General features: G+C 64.2%; 19 protein-coding genes and 2 pseudogenes. 14 read left to right on the top strand and 7 right to left on the bottom strand.

What is annotated here, in order from left to right; all coding sequences use genetic code 11:
• From FJ471_RS03335 to FJ471_RS03345, 3 genes and pseudogenes are all read right to left on the bottom strand, one after another.
• A pseudogene (locus FJ471_RS03335) lies at window positions 1-293 on the bottom strand (ABC transporter permease); the annotation flags it as partial.
• Window positions 290-1180, bottom strand: a complete 891-nt coding sequence (locus FJ471_RS03340) for an ABC transporter permease (RefSeq protein ID WP_140801744.1) — start codon at window positions 1178-1180, stop codon at window positions 290-292. The gene FJ471_RS03340 and the pseudogene FJ471_RS03335, both read right to left, overlap by 4 nt.
• A 106-nt stretch (window positions 1181-1286) precedes the next feature.
• Complete coding sequence (locus tag FJ471_RS03345; RefSeq protein ID WP_140801745.1) at window positions 1287-2570, bottom strand: FAD-dependent oxidoreductase; 1284 nt, start codon at window positions 2568-2570, stop codon at window positions 1287-1289.
• A gap of 199 nt (window positions 2571-2769) precedes the next feature.
• On the opposite strand from FJ471_RS03345, the gene FJ471_RS03350 reads away from it, so the two are divergent.
• The 7 genes from FJ471_RS03350 (at window position 2770) to FJ471_RS03380 (ending at window position 10728) form a co-directional block, all read left to right on the top strand.
• Window positions 2770-3927 carry a fumarylacetoacetate hydrolase family protein gene (locus tag FJ471_RS03350; protein WP_140801746.1) on the top strand — a complete coding sequence of 386 codons (1158 nt, stop codon included), beginning with the start codon at window positions 2770-2772 and terminating at the stop codon, window positions 3925-3927.
• A 105-nt stretch (window positions 3928-4032) separates the two neighbouring features.
• The gene (locus FJ471_RS03355; RefSeq protein ID WP_140801747.1) at window positions 4033-5571 is read left to right on the top strand and encodes a sugar ABC transporter ATP-binding protein; all 1539 of its coding nucleotides are present in this window, start codon (window positions 4033-4035) and stop codon (window positions 5569-5571) included.
• Window positions 5568-6602: an ABC transporter permease gene (locus tag FJ471_RS03360; protein WP_140801748.1), complete on the top strand. Its 1035-nt coding sequence runs from the start codon at window positions 5568-5570 to the stop codon at window positions 6600-6602. Before FJ471_RS03355 ends, FJ471_RS03360 begins: the two co-directional genes overlap by 4 nt.
• Window positions 6603-6820: 218 nt before the next feature.
• Complete coding sequence (locus FJ471_RS03365; protein ID WP_140801749.1) at window positions 6821-7753, top strand: substrate-binding domain-containing protein; 933 nt, start codon at window positions 6821-6823, stop codon at window positions 7751-7753.
• Window positions 7754-7846: 93 nt separating this feature from the next.
• Window positions 7847-8833, top strand: a complete 987-nt coding sequence (locus FJ471_RS03370; RefSeq protein WP_140801750.1) for an ABC transporter permease — start codon at window positions 7847-7849, stop codon at window positions 8831-8833.
• A 4-nt stretch (window positions 8834-8837) separates the two neighbouring features.
• Window positions 8838-9632 carry an ATP-binding cassette domain-containing protein gene (locus tag FJ471_RS03375; protein ID WP_140801751.1) on the top strand — a complete coding sequence of 265 codons (795 nt, stop codon included), beginning with the start codon at window positions 8838-8840 and terminating at the stop codon, window positions 9630-9632.
• A gap of 73 nt (window positions 9633-9705) precedes the next feature.
• Entirely contained in the window at window positions 9706-10728 is a 1023-nt protein-coding gene (locus FJ471_RS03380; protein ID WP_140801752.1) for a LacI family DNA-binding transcriptional regulator, read from the top strand.
• A gap of 407 nt (window positions 10729-11135) precedes the next feature.
• Here the strand turns inward: FJ471_RS03380 and FJ471_RS03385 are convergent, their stop codons facing one another.
• A complete protein-coding gene (locus FJ471_RS03385) occupies window positions 11136-11717 on the bottom strand; it encodes a TetR/AcrR family transcriptional regulator (RefSeq protein ID WP_140801753.1) in 582 nt (193 codons plus the stop codon).
• Between the two features lie 251 nt (window positions 11718-11968).
• Between FJ471_RS03385 and FJ471_RS03390 the strand changes: the two genes are divergently transcribed.
• From FJ471_RS03390 to FJ471_RS03400, 3 genes are read left to right on the top strand one after another with little or no spacing between them, the layout of a single operon-like run.
• On the top strand, window positions 11969-12205 hold the full coding sequence (locus FJ471_RS03390; RefSeq protein ID WP_140801754.1) for a hypothetical protein: 237 nt from the start codon (window positions 11969-11971) through the stop codon (window positions 12203-12205).
• On the top strand, window positions 12199-15396 hold the full coding sequence (locus tag FJ471_RS03395) for a multidrug efflux RND transporter permease subunit (RefSeq protein ID WP_140801755.1): 3198 nt from the start codon (window positions 12199-12201) through the stop codon (window positions 15394-15396). The genes FJ471_RS03390 and FJ471_RS03395 overlap by 7 nt, the downstream gene beginning before the upstream one ends.
• A gap of 14 nt (window positions 15397-15410) precedes the next feature.
• Window positions 15411-16559, top strand: coding sequence for an efflux RND transporter periplasmic adaptor subunit (locus FJ471_RS03400; protein ID WP_140801756.1), 1149 nt, complete (start codon window positions 15411-15413; stop codon window positions 16557-16559).
• A 62-nt stretch (window positions 16560-16621) separates the two neighbouring features.
• Here FJ471_RS03400 and FJ471_RS03405 read toward each other — a convergent pair whose 3' ends face one another.
• Window positions 16622-17527, bottom strand: a complete 906-nt coding sequence (locus FJ471_RS03405; RefSeq protein WP_140801757.1) for a LysR substrate-binding domain-containing protein — start codon at window positions 17525-17527, stop codon at window positions 16622-16624.
• Window positions 17528-17627: 100 nt separating this feature from the next.
• On the opposite strand from FJ471_RS03405, the gene FJ471_RS03410 reads away from it, so the two are divergent.
• Window positions 17628-18419: a 2OG-Fe(II) oxygenase gene (locus FJ471_RS03410; RefSeq protein ID WP_140801758.1), complete on the top strand. Its 792-nt coding sequence runs from the start codon at window positions 17628-17630 to the stop codon at window positions 18417-18419.
• A gap of 67 nt (window positions 18420-18486) precedes the next feature.
• Here FJ471_RS03410 and FJ471_RS35505 read toward each other — a convergent pair whose 3' ends face one another.
• Both FJ471_RS35505 and FJ471_RS03420 read right to left on the bottom strand, forming a co-directional pair.
• On the bottom strand, window positions 18487-18618 hold the full coding sequence (locus tag FJ471_RS35505) for a hypothetical protein (RefSeq protein WP_281408498.1): 132 nt from the start codon (window positions 18616-18618) through the stop codon (window positions 18487-18489).
• Between the two features lie 67 nt (window positions 18619-18685).
• Window positions 18686-18913: pseudogene (locus FJ471_RS03420) on the bottom strand (transposase); the annotation flags it as partial.
• A gap of 779 nt (window positions 18914-19692) precedes the next feature.
• Between FJ471_RS03420 and FJ471_RS03425 the strand changes: the two are divergent.
• The 3 genes from FJ471_RS03425 to FJ471_RS03435 are packed head-to-tail and all read left to right on the top strand — an operon-like array spanning window position 19693 to window position 22696.
• A complete protein-coding gene (locus FJ471_RS03425; RefSeq protein ID WP_140801759.1) occupies window positions 19693-20382 on the top strand; it encodes a GntR family transcriptional regulator in 690 nt (229 codons plus the stop codon).
• A 24-nt stretch (window positions 20383-20406) separates the two neighbouring features.
• Window positions 20407-21510: a mandelate racemase/muconate lactonizing enzyme family protein gene (locus tag FJ471_RS03430; RefSeq protein ID WP_140801760.1), complete on the top strand. Its 1104-nt coding sequence runs from the start codon at window positions 20407-20409 to the stop codon at window positions 21508-21510.
• A 1-nt stretch (window position 21511) separates the two neighbouring features.
• On the top strand, window positions 21512-22696 hold the full coding sequence (locus tag FJ471_RS03435; protein WP_140801761.1) for a mandelate racemase/muconate lactonizing enzyme family protein: 1185 nt from the start codon (window positions 21512-21514) through the stop codon (window positions 22694-22696).
• Window positions 22697-22921: the final 225 nt, after the last annotated feature.

Genomic DNA, 22921 nt, shown 5'->3' on the forward strand with positions numbered 1-22921 from the left:
GAACGGCCGTAAAGGTCCATATAGGAGACGGTTATGCCGCAGAGCGTCGCGCCGGAGGCGGCGATGAGGCCGATGACCAGGCTGTTGGCCAAGGCGCCGGAGAGCGCCGGATTGCCGTAGAGCGTGCGGTACCAGTCAAGCGTGAAACCCCGCAGCGGGAATGCCGCCTGGATCGAGTTGTTGAAGGAAAACAGCGGGATCAAAAGCACCGGCAGATAGAGGAAGACGAGATAGCCAAGCACATAGAGGCCGAGCCAGCCGCCGCCTGAATTGATGTCGGTGCGCGCGCTCATGTGCGGCTGCCAAACCGGCGGTCGACGCCGCGCGCGACCAGAACCACGCAGAGGATGACCAGCATGACGCAGACCGACAAGGCCGCGCCGAACGGCCAGTCATTGGCCTTGCCGAATTGCGACTGGATCAACGTTCCGATCATGGTGCTGGCCGGACCGCCGACCATGGCCGGCGTGACATAGTCGCCGACCGTCGGCACGAAGACGACGAGGGCGGCCGCCAGCACGCCCGGCATGGAGTTCGGCAGCACGACGCGGCGGAAGCTGGTGAAAGGCCGCGCGCCGAGGTCGGAGGCGGCTTCGAGCAGCGATTTCGGGATCGTGTCCAGCGCCACATAGATCGGCAGGATGGCGAAAGGCGCGTAAGCGTGGGCGAGCGTGACGACCACCGCCGCCGGCGTGTTGAGGAAGGCAAGCGTCGGCTCGGACCAGAGGCCGGTCTCGATGAAGGCCGAATTCAGCACCCCATTATAGGCAAGCACGATCTTCCAGGCGAAGACGCGCAAGAGATAGCTGGTCCAGAAAGGCAACGTGACCAGGAAAAGCAGCAGGTTGCGGCGGCGGCCGGCATGGAAGGCGAGGTAATAGGCGACCGGATAGGCGGTGGCGACGGTAGCGAGCGTCACCAGGCCGGCGATGACGAGCGAGCGCAGCGTCACCGTCCAATAGAGTGGGTCGGTGGCGACGGTGACGAAATTCTCCGCCGTCAGGCCAATGCCGAGCAGCGAGCCGTCATTGCCTCTGAAGGCGAGGAAGACCACGAGGCCGAGCGCGAACAGGATCAGGAAGAAGGTGACCAGCCCGCCCGGCAGCAGCATGGCGAAGCGGAACGCCGGCGAGATGCGGGTTTCCGGCAATGGCAGTGTTGGAGCGATGGTCGACGACATCGAACTGTCCATCGGATTTTTGAAATCGACTAATGCTTTTTCATATTCATGAAACTGTCAAGCTGAATCGCAAGCTGAATCGCTTGTGCGCCGCACGCGTTCGGCCTCAACGCTCGAATGCGTCGAGCATGCGGTACCAGGTGATTGCAGCAGCGACGCCGACCTGGCGGAATGCGTGGAACGGGATCGGCCGGATCGGCGACAAGGGAAATGGCAATTGCCCGGCGTCACCGCTCGCAAGGTAGTTTGCCATGCGCCTGCCCAGCGCGCTCATCAGGCCGACGCCCCTGCCCTGGCAGCCGACGACGGCGAGCAAGCCTTTCTCCGGCTCATGCAGATGCGGCAAGTGATCCGGCGTCAGCGCCACGCGGCCGAACCAGCGCTTTTCGACGGCGACGCCGGCGAGCGCCGGATAGAGGCGGATGAGCGCGCGTTCGCAATGCGCCCAATCCGCCGCGCGTGAAGGAAGCGCCATGCGGCCGCGGCCGCCCAGCACCATCCTACCGTCGGGACTCCGGCGGTAATAGATCAGGATGCGGCGGGAATCCGAAACCGCCTGGCCGCCCGGCAGGATGGTTGCGGCAAGGTCGGCTGGCAACGGCGCGGTGGCAATCTGGAAGGAATGCAGCGGCACGATCGTCTGCGCGAGGCCGGGCAGCAGCCCATCCGTATAGGCGTTGGTGGCAAGCACGACCGCCTTGGCGCGCAATTCGGTGCCGCTTTGGGTCGAAACCCGCCAGACGCCGGCTTCCTTGGAGAGCTTCACCACTCGCTGCTGCTCGGCGATGCTGGCGCCGGCGGCCGAGGCGACGCGGGCGAGTTCGAGTGTATAGGACAGCGGATCGATGACGCCGGCACGGCGGTCGAGCCAGCCGCCGAGATAGCCCCTGGCGCCGGTCATCGCCGCGATCCCGGCCCTGTCGAGCAGCTCGACGTCGGCGCCGCGCGAGCGCCATTGGCGATCGCGGTTGGCCGCCGCCGTCAAAGCGGTCTCGGTGTGCGCCGCCTGGATCCAGCCATTGCGCGTGAACGGCACGGCCAGCTTCTCGTTGCGGATCAAATCGAACACCGCGTCGGCCGTCGCGGCGGTGAATTCCACCAGGGCTTCGCCGCGCTCCTTGCCGAAATGCCTGAGCAGCCATTCAGGGTCGTATTTGAGGCCGGGAATGACCTGGCCGCCATTGAGGCCCGAAGCTCCCTGCCCGATCGCGCCGGCATCCAGCACTTGCACCGAAAGGCCGGCGCGTGCCGCATGCAGCGCCGTCGAAAGGCCCATGATGCCGCCGCCGACGATGACCGCGTCCAGCGTGCCGCCGCTCGACAATCCGGACTGAAATGCCGGGACTGCCTTGGGCTTTCGCCAGATCGGATCGGAAAAGGCTACGGGCAAGAGGTCACCTCGGCGCTGGAGCTTCGTGAAAATCCTATTGTCGATTTCACAAATTTGAAAGGTCGCTTCGATGGGCCAGTCCGGCCATGGCTGTGTGACAGCATACCGATGGCCATAAATGTTGCGGCGGGCGGGATAGACGTTTCCACGAAATCGGGGAAAAGTGCCGCGCGCGAAAAAACCGAGAGGAAGCATCACCATGACCGATCCGACCCGCCTGCCCGCCGACGGAATGTTCGTTGGCCGCGCCAGGACAAGCGAAAGTTCCCATCCGCTGGTGGTCACGGTACGCGAGAGCCAGGTCATCGATATCACCTCGAACGCGGCGCCCACGGTGCGCGACCTTTGCGAACTGAAGGATCCGGCCGGTTATGTGCGCTCGGCCAAGGGCAAGGCGATCGGCTCGCTCGCCGACATCGCGGCGAACAGTTTCGAAGACAAACGCGATGCGAAGAAGCCGATCCTGCTTTCGCCCGTCGACCTGCAGGCGGTGAAGGCTTCCGGCGTCACCTTCGTCGTCAGCCTGCTCGAGCGCGTCATCGAGGAGCAGGCACGCGGCTCGGCCGAAAAGGCGGACGCCATCCGCGCCGACATCGCAGGGCTGATCGGCCATGACCTGTCGAAGCTGAAGCCCGGTTCGCCCGAAGCCATGGAGATCAAGGCCAAGCTGATCCAGCGCGGCGCCTGGTCGCAATATCTGGAGGTGGGCATCGGCCCGGATGCCGAGATCTTCACCAAATGCCAGCCGATGGCCTCCGTCGGCTTCGGCGCCGATGTCGGCCTGCATCCCGTCTCCACCTGGAACAATCCGGAGCCGGAGATCGCCATGATCGCCGACGGTTCCGGCCGCATCGTCGGCGCCACGCTCGGCAACGACGTCAATCTGCGCGACGTCGAGGGACGCTCGGCGCTGCTGCTCGGCAAGGCCAAGGACAACAATGCTTCCGCCTCGCTCGGGCCGTTCATCCGCCTGTTCGACGAGACGTTTTCCATCGCCGATGTGAAGCGCGCGACGGTGCGGCTCAGCGTCGAAGGCGAGGATAGCTTCTCGCTGGAGGGCGCAAGCTCGATGGCGGAAATCAGCCGTTCGCCGGAAGAGCTGGTCAAGGCGGCGATGGGACCCCATCATCAGTATCCCGACGGGCTGGCGCTCTATCTCGGCACCATGTTCGTGCCCTCGAAGGATCGCGGCGAAAAGGGCAAGGGCTTTACTCACAAGGTCGGCGACATCGTCACCATCTCGTCGGAAAAGCTCGGCGCGCTCACCAACCGCGTGCGCCTGTCGCCGGATTGCCCGCACTGGACCTACGGCGCCAGCCACCTGATGCGCGACCTGTCCAGAGCGGGCCTTCTCTGACGACGTCGGCGAGGCCGGCTGCCATCAGCGTAATTTTTTATGAAATACAGGTGACTACGGGCGCGATCCGCTCCAAGATCGCATCGCGGTCGGGGGGCCGCCTGAATGTCAGATTCGCCACTGATCTCGGTGCGCAACCTCGCCAAGCGCCTTGGCGGCTTTGTCGCGCTCGAAGACATGAGCCTTGCCGCGGAGCGGGGCACGATCCATGCCGTCGTCGGCGAAAGCGGCGCCGGCAAGTCGGTTCTGGCCAGGATATTGGCCGGCATTGAGGGCGCGGATGGCGGCGCGATCGAAATCGACGGCCATAAGGTCGCCATCGACAGCCCGAACACGGCGCGCAAGCACGGCTTAGCGGTGGTGCAGCAGCAATCCGCTCTGTTTCCTGACCGCCCGGTGCTCGCCAATCTGTTCGTCAATCGCGAGCCGTTGCAGAGCGGCCTGGTCTCGCGCCGCGAGATGAGGGCGCGCAGTTTTGCGCTGCTGCGCCAGCTCGGTCTCGCGGTCGATGTCGGCGCGCCGCTCGGCGAGCTCGATCCCGGCGAAAGGCAACTCGTCGGCATCGCCGCCGCACTGCTCGAACATCCGAGGCTGCTTGTGCTGGACGAGCCGTGCGAGGCGCTCGACCGAAACCAGCGCGACAGGCTGTTCGCGGTGCTGCGCGAGCTGAAAGCGCGTGGCATGACCATTCTCCATCTCACCAACCGGCTTGAGGAAGCGCTCGCGCTCGCCGACCAGGTCACAGTCATGCGCAACGGCCGCGACGTGCTCTCCAAGCCGCGCTCCGACCTGACGGCGACCGAGGAAGCGATGATCGGCCAGTTGGGCCTGACGCTCTTCCCGCTGCCCTTGCGATCGCTGTCGAACCTCGCCGGCACGCTGCGGCCGCAACTTACCGTTTCCGGCCTGAGCGGCGGCCGGCTCGCGGGCGTCGAGTTCAGCGCCCGCGGGGGCGAGATCATCGGCCTCGCCGGCCTTCCCGGCTCCGGTGCGTCGGACGTCCTTGCCATGCTGTTCGGCCACCGCAGGGCGCGCAAGGGCAAGGTGCGTTTCCCCGACGGCGATGGCCTGCCGAGGACCCGCACCGAGGCCGCGCGGCGCGGCATCTGCCTGACCTCCAGCCACGCCGGCGTGATGGCCGACAGATCCATCGCCTTCAACCTCTCCAGCGTGGTGGTCGGCGCGCGCGACTGGGGCCGTCGCTGGTATTCGCCGAAGGCAGCGGCCGAGCGCGCGGCACGGCAGGTCGAGGCGCTGCGCATTCGAAGCGGAAGCGACGAGCTCGCCGGGTCCCTGTCCACGGGCGGCCGGCAGAAGGTGGCTATCGGCAGATGGCTGGAGATCGGTCCGCAGGTCGTGCTGCTGGATGAGCCGGCGCGCGGCATCGACACCGGCAGCAAGCAGGAGATCTACGGGCTGATCCGGCAAATGGCCGCCAGCGGCTGCATCATGCTGCTGCATTCAACCGAAATGTCCGAGTTGGCCGGACTTTGCGACCGCGTCCTCGCCTTTCGCGACGGCCGGATCGCCGGTGAAGTCGCCGGCGCCGAGATGGACGCCGCGGCTCTTCGCAAGCTGATCACCGGCGACACGGCGGCACCTGCACCCGAGCCGGCAACGACCAGCCAAAGGAACGCCGCATGACCACTGCCGACACCAGCCCGCGCCTGGCCGGATCGGCGACGCCGAAGACGAAGCCGAGCTTCCGGTTGCCGGCCGAGGCCGGCGTGGTCGTCGCGCTGGTTGTGCTGGTCGGGCTGCTTGGCTGGCTGCAGCGGTCGTTCCTCGAACCCGCCAATCTGTTTGCGCTGATCGAGCAGGCCGCCCTTCCCGGCATCGCCGCCATCGGCATGGTGTTCGTGCTTTCGCTGCGCGAGATCGACCTGTCGGTCGGCGCCGTGTTCCACCTTGCGGCGGTCGTCGCGGCAGTCCTGATCGCAGCCGGAATAGATCCCTGGCTTTCGGCGCTCGCCGGCGTCGCGCTCGGCACCTGCATCGGCCTCGTCAACGGCCTGCTTGCGCAGGCATTGCGGGTGCCGGTTATCGCGGTGACGCTCGGCACCTGGTGGATAGCCTACGGCCTGTCGTCGGTCGTTGGCAAAGGACAAGCGATCACCCCGCCGGCGGACGACGGCGGTTTCTTCTCGACGCTTTCCGGCAAGGCTTTCGGCGTGGTGCCGGCAAGCGTCGTCATCTTCGTCCTGCTGGCGCTCACGCTGCACATCGTCCTGCACCGCACGCGCTTCGGCTACCGCGTGCAGGCGACCGGCAGCAATCCGGAAGCGGCCGCCGATGCCGGCATCGCAACGGCCACCGTGCGGCTGATGGCGCTGGCGCTGATGGGCGCGGTCGCGGGGCTCGCCGGCGTCATTCATCTTGGCGCGCAAGGCGCGATCGCGCCCGCCGACGGCAATGACTTCGCCCTGTTCGCCATAACGGCGGCGCTGATCGGCGGCACGCGATTGTCGGGCGGCCACGGCAGCGTCGTCGGGGCGGCGATCGGCGCGCTGGTAATCCAGGTCGTTTTGAGCGGCATGGCGTTGCTTGGCATCGCCAGCGCATGGACCAGTTTCGCGGTCGGCGTGCTGCTGGTCGCAGCACTTGCGGTCGACCGGCTGGGCAGGATCTGGCGCAGCCATCGCGCTGATCGCAGGCAGGCGGCCAAGCGCGGCTGAGGCCCGGCGCCCTCACAGAAAAATCGCCGCAGCTGATGCAATCTGATGGGATTGCTGATGGCGTGCGCGCCTGTGCCAACATCCACTGGCGATGGAGGCTTGCCACCGCCCGAAAAAGAGAATGCTCTAGACGTTCCGGTCGGCGCTGGCAGGAGATGCGGTCCCAGGCCCGCATTGCGCTGATCCAGGAGGAGAGTTTCAACATGGGAGGAAATCGAATGCTTTCGCGGCTAAGACTGCTCGCGCTTGGCTTGATCATGGCCATCGCCATTCCGGCGATGGCTCAGGCCAAGACGTTCTATTGGATTTCGCATGGCGGCCCGGCCGATCCGGTCTGGACCTACTTCCTGGCCGGGGCCAAGCAATGGGCCAAGGACACGGGCAACACCGTCAACACCTCGTTCCACAATGGCGACGTCGCGTCCCAGCAGGAGGCCGTGCGCGCCGCGATCGCGGCCAAGGCCGACGGCATCGCCACAACGAGCCCCGATCCGGGCAGCCTCGTCGAGATCGTCAAGGAGGCCCGCGCGGCCAACATCCCGATCATCAACTTCAACACGCCCGATCCGAAAGCGAACTTCAATGCCTATGTCGGCGGCGACAACGTCACCTTCGGCAAGCACTGGGCACAGTATCTGGTCGACAAGGGCCTGGTGAAGAAGGGCGACTTCGTCTGGATGCCGGTCGAGATCCCCGGCGCCACCTATGGCGTGCAGGAAGAGGAAGGCATCAAGAGCGTGTTCGAGCCGGCCGGCATCACCTATGAGGTGACCGAGGCGACGCTCGACCAAGCCGAAGCGATCAACCGCATGGTCGACTACCTCACCGCGCACAAGGGCAAGGTGAAGGCGATCATCGGCCTGGGCGACCTCGTCACCGGCTCGATCAAGCGCGTGTTCGACCAGGCCGGCGTGAAGCCGGGCGAAATCCCGGTCGTCGGCTGGGGCAACTCGCTCGACACCACGCAGGAAGTGCTGAACGGCTACGTCAACGCCGGACAGTGGCAGGATCCGCAAGCGACCAGCTATATCGCGCTGTCGATGGCCAACATGGCTGCCAGCGGCATCCCTCCGGGCTTCAACGTCATCACCGGCGCGCTCTATGAGAAGGACACCGCCGGCGTCTACGACAAGATCCTGTCCGGCAAATAACCCTCAAGCGAACGGTCGCGACGCCCTGTCGCGGCCGTTTTTCTTCTCCCCGCGCCGTCCCAATCGGACGGCCGCGCTTTTGTCGCGGGTTCAATGGAAAACCGTTCCTTCATCCAACGCCTGATCGCGCGAGCGGAATTCGGACCGCTGGTGCTGCTCATCGTCGAGCTCGTCGTCTTCTGGGGCATCAATCCCGACTTCCTGTCGCCGCAGAACATCTCCAACATCCTGGCCTTCACCGTCGAGCTCGGCCTGATCGCGCTGGCGATGACGCTGTTGATGACATCGGGCGAATTCGACCTTTCGGTCGGCTCGCTGTTCGGCTTCTCGCCGGTGCTGATGTGGACGCTCTACAACAGCGGCGTCACCTCGCTGGAAGTGGGCCTGCTGATCGCATTGCTGGTCGCGGCCGTTATCGGACTGGTGAATGGCTGGTTCGTCACGCAGCTCAAGATCCCGTCCTTCCTGGTGACGCTCGGTATGCTGCTGGTCGTGCGCGGCACGGCATTGTTCATCACCGACGGCTTTCCGCAGCGCACCTGGAGCGCCGAAGGCAGCTGGCTTGCGAACATCCTGGTCGGCGACTTCTATGTCGGCCCGTTCCGCGTCTACGCCTCGCTGTTCTGGTTCATCGGTGCCGCGATCGTGCTCGGCTACGTGCTGACGCAGAGCCGGACCGGCAACTGGATCCAGGCCGCCGGCGGCAATCCGAACGCGGCCCGCGCGCGCGGCGTCAACGTCAACCGCGTCAAGGTCGGCCTGTTCATCCTGTCGGCGGTGATGGCCTCGCTTGCCGGCGTCATCTCGTCGCTGCGCACGTCCGCCGCCAACCCCAACAGCGGCACCGGCTACGAGCTCGAGGTCATCGCCATGGTGGTGATCGGCGGCACGGCGCTGACCGGCGGGCGCGGCACCATCATCGGCACGGTGCTCGGCATCCTGATCCTGCGCGTCATGCGCAACGGCATCGTGCTGATCGGCGTGCCAGGCCTTGCCTACAACATCTTCATCGGCGCGATCATCCTCGGCATGATGGCGCTGCATTCATGGCTCGAACGCCGGCACCAGGCAGGGACTTAAGACGATGGCCGAGCCCCTGATTCGCATGGAAAATATCCGCAAGTCCTACGGGCGCGTGCAGGCGCTGGTGGACGCCAATTTCCACGTCAACGAAAAGGAGATCGTCGGCCTGCTCGGCGACAACGGCGCCGGCAAGTCGACGTTGATGAAGGTGCTGTCGGGCGTCGTGCCATTGACCAGCGGCGACATCTTCATCCGCGGCAAGAAAGTGACCCTGCGCTCGACCAGCGACGCGATCGCGCACGGCATCGAGACGATCTACCAGGACTCGGCGCTGGTCACGCAGCTGTCGATCGCGCGCAACCTGTTCCTGGGGCGCGAGCCGATCAAAGCGCCGCGCTTCTTGAACCGCATGGACCAGGAGGCGATGAACGCGGTGGCGCGCGACCTGCTCAGGCAAGTCGGCATCACCAAAAACATCCCGCCGACGACGCCGATCGGCTCGCTGTCGGGTGGCGAGCGGCAGGCCGTGGCGATCGCGCGCGCCATGCATTTCGACAGCGATCTCATCATCCTCGACGAGCCGACCAACAATCTCGGCGTCGCCGAGACGCAAGGGGTGCTGAGCTTCGTGCGCAGCGCCCGCGATTCCGGCCATTCCTGCATCTTCATCGCGCACAACATCCATCACGTCTTCCAGGTGGTCGACCGCATCGTGGTGATGCGCCGGGGCAAGGTGGTGGCCGACGACATCGATCCGAAAAAGACGACCGTCGCGGAGGTCGAGCGCGTCATCACCGGCATGTCGGACAAGGAGATCAAGGACGCGATTTCCGACGGCCCGCAGCAGCATGGCTGATTTGGCCTGGCGTTGATCGACCGGTATTGATTTGGCCTGATAGGGGCTCGCATTCCATCCTATGACTGGACCCATGAAAGCCACCGTAACCGACATCGCCCGGAGCTGCGGCCTGTCGACCGCGACGGTCGACCGGGTGCTCAACAACCGCCCAGGCGCGAGCGCGGCCAACCGGCAGCGCGTGATGGAGGCTGCCAAGCAGCTCGGCTATCTGCCGACGCTCGACCAGGTCGTGCTGCCGTCGAAACCGGCGCATCTCGAATTCTTCCTGCCGATCGGGTCCAACGCCTTCATGGCCGATCTCGCCCATCACATCGAGGACTACGCCGCGCGCCTGCCCCTGGTCGCTTCCTGCCGCATCCATAACCTTGCCGGTATCTCACCTGGCGCGCTGCAGAGTGCTGCGGAGAATCTGTCGCTGAAGGCCAATGGCGTCGGCGTCATCGCCGTCGACCACCCGCGCACGCGCAACATCCTGCGCGAGCTGGTCGATGCCGGGATCAGGCTGGTGACGCTGATCTCGGACGTGCCGGCAGCACCCCGCTCGGCCTATGTCGGCATCGACAACCGAGTGGCGGGTCGCACGGCGGCGTTGCTGATGGGCAGATTCTTGAGCGGCCGCACCGGGCATCTGGCGATGGTGGTCGGCTCACGCTCCTATCGCGGCCACGAGGAGCGCGAGATGGGCTTTCGTTCGGTGCTGAGCGAGGAGTTTCCCAACCTCACCGTCTCAAGTGCCGCCGAGAGTAATGACGACCCGGACGCCAGCTACAGCGCAACCATCAAAGCGCTGCACAACGAACCGGAGCTGCTCGGCATCTATTGCGTCGGCGCCGGACGCTCCGGCGTGGCCAAGGCCCTGCTCGAGGTCAAGCCGCGCAGGAAGCCGGTCTTCATCTGCCACGATCTGACCAAGGAGACGCGGCGCTATCTCGTCGACGATCTCGCCGACGTCGTCATCGACCAGAATGCGCGGCTGATCGCCGAGCAGTCCGTGATCCGCCTGCTGGGCTCGATCGCCTCCTCGGCACCCTATCTGACGAAAAAGTTCATCGAGCCGCGGCTGATCTTCAAGGAAAACGTGCCTGTGCAGTAGCAGGCGCCCGCCGCCAACGGCTGGTTGTGGATTTGTCTGACGATTGATCCGGCAATTCTGCACAGCAGCTATGCACGTTTCGCAATTGCCGAATCGTTAGGCACCCCGTATCTATTTGGGTGTCGGCCGTCTCCTCCTCCCAGATGTGATGCCGACGATGGATACGGTACACCTCCTCCCGTGCCGTATTCGAAATCGAAGCCCGCTGCCACCTCCTCCCGGCAGCGGGCTTTTTCTTTGCCCGAACAGCGTGACCTGGAGGCGCACCAGCCCCTCACCCGGATTGCCAAACCGAATTGCAAAGCAATTCGGGCAATCCGACCTCTCCCCGAGGGGAGAGGAGACTCCCCTCGGGGAGAAGGTGGCCGCGAAGCGGCCGGATAAGGGGAACTCCGTGAGCAGCGCGATCAGCGCACCCGGAACGAGACGATCAAGCTCTCGGCCATGCGCACGAACTGCGCGCTCGGGCCTTCGGCGCCGACACTCTGCATCGAGACGCGCGCGCCTTCGAGCAGCAGCGATAGCGTGTCGGCGAGAAGCTCGGCCTGGCCGATGCCGGCGTCGCGGCAAAGCGCAACCAGCTTCTCGCGCTGGGCCTCCTTCAGCTCCTTGATGACGCGCCTTGCCGGGTGATCGGTCTCGGTAAGCTCGACGGCGGCATTGGCCATGTCGCAGCCGCGGCTGTCGGCGCTGAGCAGTTCCGAAGCTTTTTGAACCCATGCATGCAGCTGGGCGAGCTTGTCGCCGGGATGCTGGGCCTCGAACTCGTCCCAGATCCTCGATGCCTTCGCCGCCGTGGCGCGCAGGCATTCGATGACCAGTTCGTCCTTCGACTCGAAGTGACGGTAAAGCGTCATCTTGTTGGTGCCGGCAGCCTCGGTGATGGCGTCGACGCCCACACCCTTGATGCCGTGCTTGTGGAACATGTCCTGCGCCGTCTCCAGGATTCGATCCCGGGGGCGGGAACGCTCCGCGACGCCGTCAGTCATCATGATCTCCTTTCGTCGTTTCCAAAAAAACCGTCGCCACCTCTTGACTAGGGTGTTACCGGTCTGTAACTTCCAGCATGTTACTTACTGGTAACACCTATATCACTCGCCGTCAAACGACAAGGCCCTCCGATAGCCCTGCCAGAGTGAGATAGGACACAAAACCTGCCTGTCATGCGGCTTCGGCCGGTGAAGAACGAGAAAAAGCGGTCCGTGATCAATCGATGCGGGCCGGGCAAGGAGCCACTCCTATGCAAAAGCGCAAAGACCTGACGATCGACGAAGCCATCCGGGATCCGATGATCCGGCTGGTGATGAAGGCTGACGGGGTCGACCCCAAAGCCTTCGAACGGATGCTGCGCTCGCGCGCGGCTGACCAGGCGCCGGACAACATCGCGCCATCCTTCCTGGAGGATCCCGGCTCCGGCCGGACCCGGCGCCTGCGCCATTTCGCAAAACCGTTCGGCGAGGCGTCCGCATCATGGTGAACTTCTTCATCCACCGTCCGATCTTCGCGTCGGCGATCGCCATCATCATGGTGCTCGCCGGTGCGATCGCCTATTTCCTTTTGCCGGTCTCGCAGTTCCCCGACATCACGCCCCCGCAAGTCGTGGTCAGCGCCCATTATCCCGGCGCCAGCGCGCAGGTCGTGGCCGATACGGTCACCACGCCGCTCGAGCAGCAGATCAACGGCGTGCAAGGCATGACCTACATGTCGTCGACGAGCTCGAATGACGGCTCGTCCACCATCACCATTACCTTCGATGTCGGCTATCCGCTCAGCACGGCGGCGGTCGACGTGCAGAATCGCGTCAGCCAAGCGGCATCCTCCCTGCCCGCCATCGTCAACCAAGGCGGCGTGACGATCAAGAAGCAAAACCCCAATTTCGTGCTGATCGTCGACCTCACATCGCCGGACGGCTCCGTCGATCCGGTGGCGCTGAGCAACCTCGCCTATCTGCAGGTGGTCGATCCGCTGAAGCGCCTGCCCGGCGTCGGCGACGTGCAGATCTTCGGCGAGCGCCGCTATTCGATGCGCGTCTGGCTCGACCCGGACAAGCTGGCCAATCTCGGCATCACCGCCGTCGACGTGCAGAACGCGATCGCCGAACAGAACGTGCAGGTCGCGGCCGGCAAGATCGGCCAGTCGCCCGCGCCCGCCGGCACCGCCTTTGAAATGCAGGTCAATGCCGTCGGCCGCTTGAGCGATCCCAAGGAATTCGGCGACATCGTCGTGCGCGCCAACTCCGAGAACGGCTCGCTGGTCAGGCTGCGCGACGTCGCCCGCATCGAGCTCGGCGCGCTGCAATATTCTTCCTCCGCCTTCTTCGGCAAGGACCCGACCGTGGTTTTGGCCGTCTACCAGATGCCCGGCTCCAACGCCCTCGACCTGCAGCAGCGGGTCAAGGACAAGATGCAGGAGCTGTCGCAGCGCTTCCCGAAGGGCGTCCACTACGCCATGCACTACGACACGACGCGCTTCGTGTCGGCCTCGATGCATGATGTGCTGATCACGCTCGGCGAAGCGCTGGTGCTGGTCGTGGCGGTGGTGTTCATCTTCCTGCAGAGCTGGCGCACCACCATCATCCCGACCATCGCCATTCCCGTCTCGCTGATCGCGACGCTGGCGATCATGTACATGCTGGGCTTCTCGCTCAACATGCTGTCCCTGCTCGGCATGGTGCTGGCGATCGGCCTCGTCGTCGACGACGCCATCGTGGTGGTCGAAAATGTCGAGCGACAGCTGGAGGCCGGGCTCAAGCCGCTTGCCGCGACGCGCGCGGCGATGGCCGAGGTGACCGGACCGATCATCGCCACCACCGCGGTGCTGATGGCGGTGTTTATCCCCGTCGCCTTCATCCCCGGCGTTTCCGGCCGGCTCTACAACCAGTTCGCGCTTACCGTGGCGATCTCGGTCGGCATTTCGGCCTTCAACTCGCTGACGCTGTCGCCTGCGCTGAGCGCCGCCTTCCTGCGCCATCGCGGCGAAACGCAGTTCGTGCTGTTTCGCTGGTTCAACGCCGGCTTCGACTGGCTGTCGCATGCCTATGCCCATGGCGTGCGCATCCTGATCAAGCTGCGCTGGATCATGCTCGGCCTGTTCGCGGCCGGTCTCGTCGCCACCTATTTCGTCTGGCAGAAATTGCCTTCGACCTTCCTTCCCGTGGAGGACCAGGGCTATTTCTTCGTCGTCATCCAGTTGCCGGACGGCGCTTCCCTGGAGCGCACCGACGCGGTGGCGCAGAAGGCGCGCGACATCCTGCAGAACACGCCAGGCGTCGACATCGTCGGCTCGATCAGCGGCCTCAACTTCCTGACCAGCGCCGCGCAGTCGAACTCGGCCGTGGAATTCGCCATCCTGAAGCCATGGGACGAACGCGGCCCCGACCAGAGCGCCTCGAAACTGGTCGAACAGGTGCGCGGCAAGCTCTTGCAGATGCCGGATGCGTTCGCGCTCTCCTTCGATCCACCCTCGATCCCGGGCATCGGAACCACCGGTGGCTTCGAGTTCCAGGTGGAGGACCTGTCGGGTCGCGGCAGCGCTGCGCTGAACGACGTCACCCAGGCGCTGCTGGCCGAGGCGCGCAAGCAGCCGGAACTCAATCCGCAGCAGCTGTTCTCGTCCTTCTCGACCTCGACGCCGCAGTTCAACTACGACCTCGACCGCAGCAAGGCGAAGCTGCTCGGCCTCAACCTGCCGGACGTTTTCAACACGCTGCAGATCTATCTCGGCTCGCTCTACGTCAACGACTTCAACCTGTTCGGCCGCACCTTCCGTGTGACCATCCAGGCCGACAAGGACGCGCGCGCCGACGCCACCGACATCTCCAGGCTCTATGTGCGCAACGCCTCGGGCGGCATGGTGCCGCTGAGCACGCTGGGCAAGCTGGTGCCGATCGTCGGTCCGGAGACCGTGCCGCATTACAACAACAATGCCTCGGCCCTGATCAATGGCGGCGCTGCCCCAGGCTTCTCGTCCGGGCAGGCGGTGGCGGCCATGGAGCGGGCGGCTGCAAATGTGCTGCCGCGCGACTTCGGCTACGAATGGACCGGCATCACCTATCAGGAGCTCAAGGCTGGATCGATCGCCTCGGTGGTCTTCGGGCTGGCGATCGTCTTCGTCTTCCTGATCCTGGCGGCGCAGTATGAAAGCTGGGCGATGCCCTTCATGGTGCTGCTCGCCGTGCCGCTTGCTCTGTTCGGCGCCTTCGTCGTGCTTTTGCTGCGCGGCATGCAGATCGACGTCTACTCGCAGATCGGCTTCGTCATGCTGATCGGCCTGGCGGCGAAGAACGCGATCCTGATCGTCGAGTTCGCAAGACGGCGGCGCGAGGAAGGCCTGACCATCGTCGAGGCGTCGATGGAAGCGGCAAGGCTCAGGCTGCGGCCGATCCTGATGACGGCCTTTGCCTTCATCCTCGGCGTGCTGCCGCTGATGTTCGCGACAGGCGCGGGTGCTGCCAGCCGGCAATCGATCGGCACCACCGTCTTCGGCGGCATGGTAGCGGCGACCATCCTGTCGCTGGTGTTCGTGCCTGTCTTCTACGCGGTGATCGAGCAGTTGCGCGAACGCCGTGGCGAAAAGGAACCAGCCAGGGGACACCACGACGCCCCCCAGCAGCAAGAAATTGAACCGACCGCCGAGCCGGCGCTTCAGCTCGCCCAGGCGGCCGAATAGGATTGGAGACCAAAATGCGTAAATGGAAAATCGCTTTAGGGACGGCCGTTGCGCTCGGCGCAATCTCGGTGGCCAGCGTGCATTTGCTCGATATGGGCAATCTCAGCGGCGGCTCGGCGGGCGCGGCGCCCGCGCCGGCAGCCTTCGTGATGCCGGTGCCGGTGGTGAATGTCGTCAAGAAGACGCTGCCGATCTATCTCAACTACGCCGCGCGGGTGGAGTCGATCCGCAGCATCACGCTGCAGGCGCGCGTGCCGGGCTATCTGCAGGAGCAGACGGCGGCCGACGGCAGCGACGTCAGGCAGGGCGACATGCTCTACCGCATCGCGCCGGATGATTATCAGGCCGCGCTGGACCAGGCGAAGGCCCAGGTGCAGCGCGATAGCGCGACGCTCGAATATGCCAAGTCCAATCTTGGCCGCGGCACCGATCTTGCCAAGGCCGGCTACCTCGACAAGGACAGCTTCGACCAGCGCACCAGCAATCTGCGCACGGCGCAAGCCGCCCTCGCCGTCGACCAGGCGACGGTGCGGACGGCCGAGCTCAACCTCGGCTATGCCGAGATCAAGGCCCCCTTCCCTGGGCGTATCGGCCGCAACCAGGCCTCGGTCGGCACGCTGGTCAGCGTCGCCGGCACGGTGCTCAACACGCTGGTGCAGCTCGACCCGATCTATGTGACCTTCAATCCGAGCGAGACCGATCTCATCCAGATCGAGCAGGCGAAGGCCAATGGTCCGATCGCCGTCGACGTGCTCCTGCCCGGCGAGACCCAGGCCAGCCAGAAGGGCGAGCTGACCTTCATCGACAACACGATCGACCATTCGACCGGCACGATCACGGCGCGCGCCACGATCGGCAACGCCAAGTTCACGCTGCTGCCGGGGCAATATGTGCGGGTGCGGCTGCATGTGAAGGAACAGCCCAACACGCTGATGGTGCCGCAGGTGGCGCTGGGTTCCAGCCAGCTCGGCAAGTACCTCTATGTCATCGGCAAGGGCAACACCGTCGACCAGAAGCTGGTGTCGCTTGGGCCCACCGACGGCGACCTCATTTCCGTGACCTCCGGCATATCCGAGACCGACCAGGTGATCACGGGCAATCTGCAGAAGATCGGACCCGGAATGCCGGTTTCTCCCTTGCCGCAACCGAAACCGGCCAGCTGATAACCCCCATCAGTTTCCGGTCCGACGGCGCCCTCGACACCCACGTCGAGGGCGCCGTTTTGCTATGAGCGCTCATTCGTTCCAAGAAGCTCCACGAGCCCGGCGATGTCGGCACGTTCCGATTTCGCCGGCAGCATGAAGGCGCAATAGGGTTGGCCGAGGCGAACGGAGACGGAAGACAGCGCGATGAGCCGGCCTGCTCCGAGATCGGCGCTCGCCATGATCCGTTGCCCCAGCGCAATCCCCAGCCCCAATCGCGCGGCGCCGATCGCCAGGCTGGAGAGGCCGACGCGGCGGCCATGCGAAGGGTCCGGCGCGCGGCTGCCGCCGGCGGCGGCGAACCAGTCCGCCCAGCTCGGATGCGAGGCATAGTTCGGCCCCCAATTGGTGTGGATGAAGTGGCTTTCATGCACGTCCGCCAGGCCGGCGGCCCCGTTGCCATGTCGCTGCCAGAAGTCGGGCGCGGCGACCGGCAGCACCTCGTCATGAACGAGCCGCACCATCTTGAGCGCCGGATAGTGGTAATCGCCGTAGGAGATGCGCAGGTCGATGTTCTGGCGCACCACGTCGACTGGATCGTCCTCGACGCGGACGTCGATCGCCATATTCGGAAAGCCGTCGAGCAGCACGGCCAGCCGCGGCGCCAGCCAAAGCTCGGCCAGCGAGAACGGCACGCTGACCACGAGGCGCGTGCGCAAACCGCCTTCCAGCATGCGCCGGCCGACCGCCGCGATCTCGCCCAGCGCATGCGCCGTCTGCGGATAGATGGCGTGGCCGGCATCGGTCAGCGCGATGCGATTGCCGTTGCGCATGAAGAGTTGCTTGCCGAACCAGTCTTCCAGGTTGCGGATCTGCTGGCTGACCGCGGCCGACGAGACACCGAGCTCGGTGGCGGCGAGCGTGAAGCTGCCGGCGCGGGCCGCGACCTCGAAGGTCCGCATCGCATTTAAAGGAGGAAGCTTGTCCACGCTTGCCCTCAAAAGATTTTCTTGCCCAACCCTAACAATTTTCCACGTTGCGGCAAAGATTTCCTTGGCGTGTAGTGATCACAGGATTTCGGAGGACGCTATGCTCGAAAACATTCTCGACCTGGACCGCTACCCGCTCGACCGGGAAGGCAGTGCCGAATGGCAGCGGCTGGTGGACGAGTCCAAGGCCGCGCTCGCGGCAAACGGCATGTTCAATCTCGAAGGGTTCCTGCGCCCCGGCATTGCCGAAAAGGCGGTCGCCGAGATTCGGCCGGTGATGGACACGCGCTCGCATGTCCACAAGCGCATGCACAACATCTACTTCAAGCCGTCGATCCCGGAATTGGCGCCGGATCATCCGGCGTTGCGCAAGGTCGAGACGATCAGCCACACGGTCTGTGCCGACCAGATGCCGGGCAGCACCGTTTTGTCGATCTACGAATACGCGCCGCTGGTGCGGTTCCTGGCGGCGACGATGGACAAGCCGCAACTGCACGTTATGCAGGATCCGCTGGCCCGCGCCAATGTCATGGGCTACCGCGCCGGCGAAGCGCTCAACTGGCATTTCGACCGTTCGGAATTCACCACGACGCTGTTGCTGCAGGCCCCGGAAATCGGCGGCGACTTCGAATACCGCACCGACCTGCGCTCGGACAGCGACCCGAACTATGACGGCGTGGCGAAGCTGCTCGAGGGGCGCGATCCCGAGGCAAAGATCCTGCGCATCAAGGCCGGCACGCTCAACGTCTTCCGCGGCAAGAACACCGCACACCGCGTCACCACCGTCGAAGGCAATCGCGAGCGCATGATCGCGGTGTTCTCCTATTATGAACGTCCCGGCGTCATGTTCACCGACGAGGAGCGGGTCGGCTTCTACGGACGGGCGGCTTGAGACAGTTTGGAAATTCTACTCTGGCGGCCATCTGCCGGCGTTTTCTGCGCTTCCGGTGCTCACGGACCTAACAGGCTGTTGAAGAAGCCTGACGCATAGCCTTGAGGATGGCCTCGTCGCCGTTGTGGTAGGCGAATGTGATCTCGATCGAGCCGTCGTCGAGCAATTCGGCATGGCCATCGCCTGTGACTTCATCCATCTCGTCACATCCACTCCATGTGAAGTGAGCTATCGAGGGGCAGTAGCTCAAATCGAGGCCGGCTTGCCGAGCGGATCGAATAGAACGCCTGCAAAAGCATCGCCCGCAACAGCTTCTCCGGCGGGATCGATGGTCGTCCGATCGGCGAATACAGCGCCGCGAACTCACGCTCCAGCGTCGACAGGGCTTCTGTCACGATCGTCCGGATCGCACGCAACGGATGATTGCGCCGAACCCGGGCCTCAAGGTCCACGTAGCTGAACAGTTCGCCAGTTCGATCGTCGCCGCCGCGCACTCGTCACCTCCGAATCCCTTCGGGCCCAGGTGAATCACCGCTGCGGTTCGGTGGCGAGTGCCTTTTTCAACAGCCTGCTAGGCCTTCGGGTACGCTCTTGGGAGAACGGCTAAGCCTGATTGCGCGCTGTGCGACTGTCCTGCACCGCTCTTCTTTTCTATAGGCTCCACTCTACCTCATGAACGACACTTGCATCGTTCAGATCAAAAGCTATGTCCACGAACAATGATCGCGTGTACAAAAAGTATCTTCCAAAATCATACCTGCAAATCATACTCGAAGAAAGATCGACTTTGTATTGCTGCTCCTTTCTCGCGGTGAGCGGCTTATCCCAACTGGCGTCACAGTGAAATCCAGCATTTGTCAAAAAACTGGTTGCCTCAGCCCTTGAGTGAGGTTCTGTGAAGTATGAGTTAATTGCTCGGACCGCCTTTTGCCCATCCGTTCCGCCACCCTCCGTATCTCGAAAATAACTGAAAGGCCCAGATTTCGATGAATGCCAAGATGTTACCAATTCAGCAGACATGCCAAGCAGGACGCAAACCGTTAAAATGGTAATGATCACTTTAAACATTTATTTCCCCTAAAGTTGATGTTTCACAAGCGAAACCAAATCGCATGCAAACTTTTTATCATGATCCCTAACAGGCTGTTGAAGAAACCTGACGCATAACCTTGAGGATGGTCTCTGTACCTGCCAACCTCGATCTAAAAATAGGCTCTTGTTAGATTGTCGACAATCTGCTTGTCTTGCAGAAATTCCTCTTGGGAGTCGACCTATGGCAAAGCTGGATTTCAGTCCGATCGCGGATACAACGCGCAGGGCGGAGATCGTCGCCCTGCTGCGGCGCGCCATCCTGACCGGACAGCTGGAACCGGGGCAGAAGCTCAACGAGCTCAGGATTTCCGAACAGATGCGAGTGAGCCGCGCGCCGCTGCGCGAAGCCATGCGCGAGCTGGTACAGGAAGGCATCCTGACCAGCATCCCCTATGCCGGAACCTTCGTCATCGAGGTCACCGCCAAGGACATCATCGATGCCTATTCGCTCAACCAGGTGCTGGACGAATTCGCCATCGAGCGGACCTGGCCGCTGCGCGACCAGCGCTTCTTCGACGAGCTCGACCGCCGCCATGAAGCGGTGAAACAGGCGACGCGCGCCGTCGACACCACGCGCCAGATCGAGACGGCGCTGCAATTGCACGGGCTGATCTACGAATGGGCCGACAATTCGGTGCTGCTGGAGACCTGGCAGCGCCTGACCAGCCGGCTGCAGATGTATTTCGCCCTGCACCAGCGGGCGCGCAACGAGCCGGTTCCGGCCGTAGACGTGCACGAGACCTATGTGGCGCTGCTCAAAGGCGCCGACATGCGCGCCGCCCAGCGCCATGCGCGCGAGCATATCGACCTCGATTTCGAAGAGCTTCTTGCCTACGCGCGCGGCCTCGAAAAGCGCGCATCGAAGAACTGACAGACCCGGACAGCGGACAGCACAGTGAAGATCAAGAGCATCAAAGCCTATAATGTCGTGCAGCCCTTCGTGGACGGGCCCTACCGCATGTCGAAGGGGCGCGTCGCCGACTGCTTCGACGCGGTGATCGTCGCCATCACGTCGGACAGCGGCGTGACCGGCTGGGGCGAGATGGCGCCGCTCGGCAATTTCTACTCGGCCGCGTTCCCGGCGGGGACACGCGCGGGCGTGCCGGAAATCGCGCCGCATCTCATCGGCCAGGATCCGCGTGGGTTTGCCGGCATCGGCCGGCTGATGGACACGGTGTTCAAGGGCCACCCTTATATCAAGTCGGCGCTCGACATGGCGTGCTGGGACCTGGCGGCGCGAGCGGCCGACGTGCCGCTGGTGACCATGCTTGGCGGCCGCGAGAGCGACATGGCGGAGACCTACCGGGTCGTCACCCACGGCACGCTCGATCAGATGGCGGCTTTGGCCAAGCGGATCATTGCCGAAGGCTGCCGCCGCTTGCAGGTCAAGGTAGGCGGCAATGTGCACGACGACATCGAGCGCGTGACGACCGTGGCCTCCGCGGTGCCAAAGGGCACGGTGATCTTCTGCGACGCCAACGCCGGCTGGACGCCCTATCAGGCGCGCCAGTTCGCCGATGCCACGCGGTCGATCGACTACACGTTCGAGCAGCCCTGCACGACGCTCGATGAGAACATGTCGGTGCGCCGCATGCTCGACAAGCCGATGGTGCTGGACGAATCCGTCACCTCACTGGGCGAGATGCTGGAAATCCACCGCCGAGGCGCCGCCGACGGGCTGACGCTGAAGATCTCGCGGCTGGGCGGCGTGACGCAGACACGGCTGATCCGCGACGTCGCCGTCGATCTCGGCTTCATGATCACGGTGGAAGACACCGGCGGCGCCGAGATCGATACCGCCGCGATGGCGCATCTGTCGCTGTCGACGCCGGCGGAGCGCCGGCTGCATGCGATCGCCTTCCACGAATGGGTGACGGTGCGCACGGCCATGAACGTGCCGCCGGTGACCGGCAGCCATATGGGAATTCCCGACGGCCCCGGGCTCGGCATCGACGTGGACCCCAGCCTGCTCGGCGAACCCTTCTTCGAGGTCGGCTGACATGAAGATCAGGCGCGTCAAGGCGACACCGATCAACTACCGGTTGGAGGCCCCCTATATCTGGGTCTTCGGCGAGCTCGACGGCTTCTCGCCCACCATCGTCGAGGTCGAAACCGAGGACGGGCTCGTCGGCATCGGCGAGGCGCCGACGCCGGGCGCGGCAGCCGTCATCAACGACGTGCTGGCAACCCGACTCACCGGCCGCGACGCCTTCGACATCGCCGGCGCGGAAGAAGTCTGCCTGCCGTTCTGGAGCGGCGTGCAGTCGATCAACGACCGCACCCGCATCATGGCTTTCGGTGCCATCGAGATGGCGCTGTGGGACCTGCGCGGCAAAGCCTGGAAGCAGCCGATCTACCAATTGCTCGGCGGCGCGGTGCGCAAGGAAATCCCCTTCACCGACTATTTCTCGCTGCGCGGCGACGGCGCCAAGGTGAAGGGCGAGAAGACACCGGAAGAAGTCGCCGACTACTGCGTCGAACTCCACGAGCGCCACGGCACGACCTTCTTCGAGGGCAAGTTCTCGACGCAGGACCCGAAAGTGTCGCTGACGATGGTCGAGCTGATCCGCAAAAAGCTCGGCGACGCGGCGATGATCCGCATCGATTCCAACCAGGCCTATTCGCTGGCGACCGCCAGGCGGCTGGCGCGGCCGCTGGAAGAGCTTGGCGTGCGCAACTGGGAGGATCCGGTGGCGACCATCGAGGAGATGCGCGAGTTGCGCCGCCACACCTCGATCCCGTTCTCGACCCACAACATCGACATCGCCCGCGCCATGGAGCTCAAGGTACCCGACGCCTTCGTCGGCAACCCGACGGCGCATGGCGGCATCAACCGCATGCTGCGCTTCGTCGGCGCCTGCGAGCATGCCGGCATCGACTATTGGTGCTACAGCGGCGACACCGGCATCGGCAGCGCCTGCTACCTGCATCTGTGCGCCGCGCTCGGCTGGATCAGGGAGCCCAACCAGTCGCTGTTTCGCATGCAGCCGATGGACATCATCGAGGAAGGTCCGTTCGCGCCGAGGAACAATGTTGTGCCCGTGCCGGAAGGCCATGGCCTCGGGGTGACGCTGTCGCAGGAAAAGCTTGCCGCCTGCCATCGCGATTTCGTCGAGAACGGGCCCTGCAACAAATATCACGACCCGGAAAAACCCGGGACTTTCCGCAGACTGCCGCTGAATTAGGAGGGAGGTCGAAAAGCAAGCAGGATTTATCGGGAAAAAGGCGGCCACGGGTCGCCTTGCCGACAGACAATTCATCAAGAAAATCTGACTTTTCCGTCCCAACGAGCGGATGGACCGGTCGGAACCGCATGTTACTGTACATCGACCGATACCGAGTGCCTGGACCGGAGAACTCCACGGAACTCGCAAATTGAATGCACTCGCCAACCACAACAACTGGGGAAA

It is taken from the genome of Mesorhizobium sp. B2-7-1 (assembly GCF_006440735.1).
Lineage (GTDB): Bacteria > Pseudomonadota > Alphaproteobacteria > Rhizobiales > Rhizobiaceae > Mesorhizobium.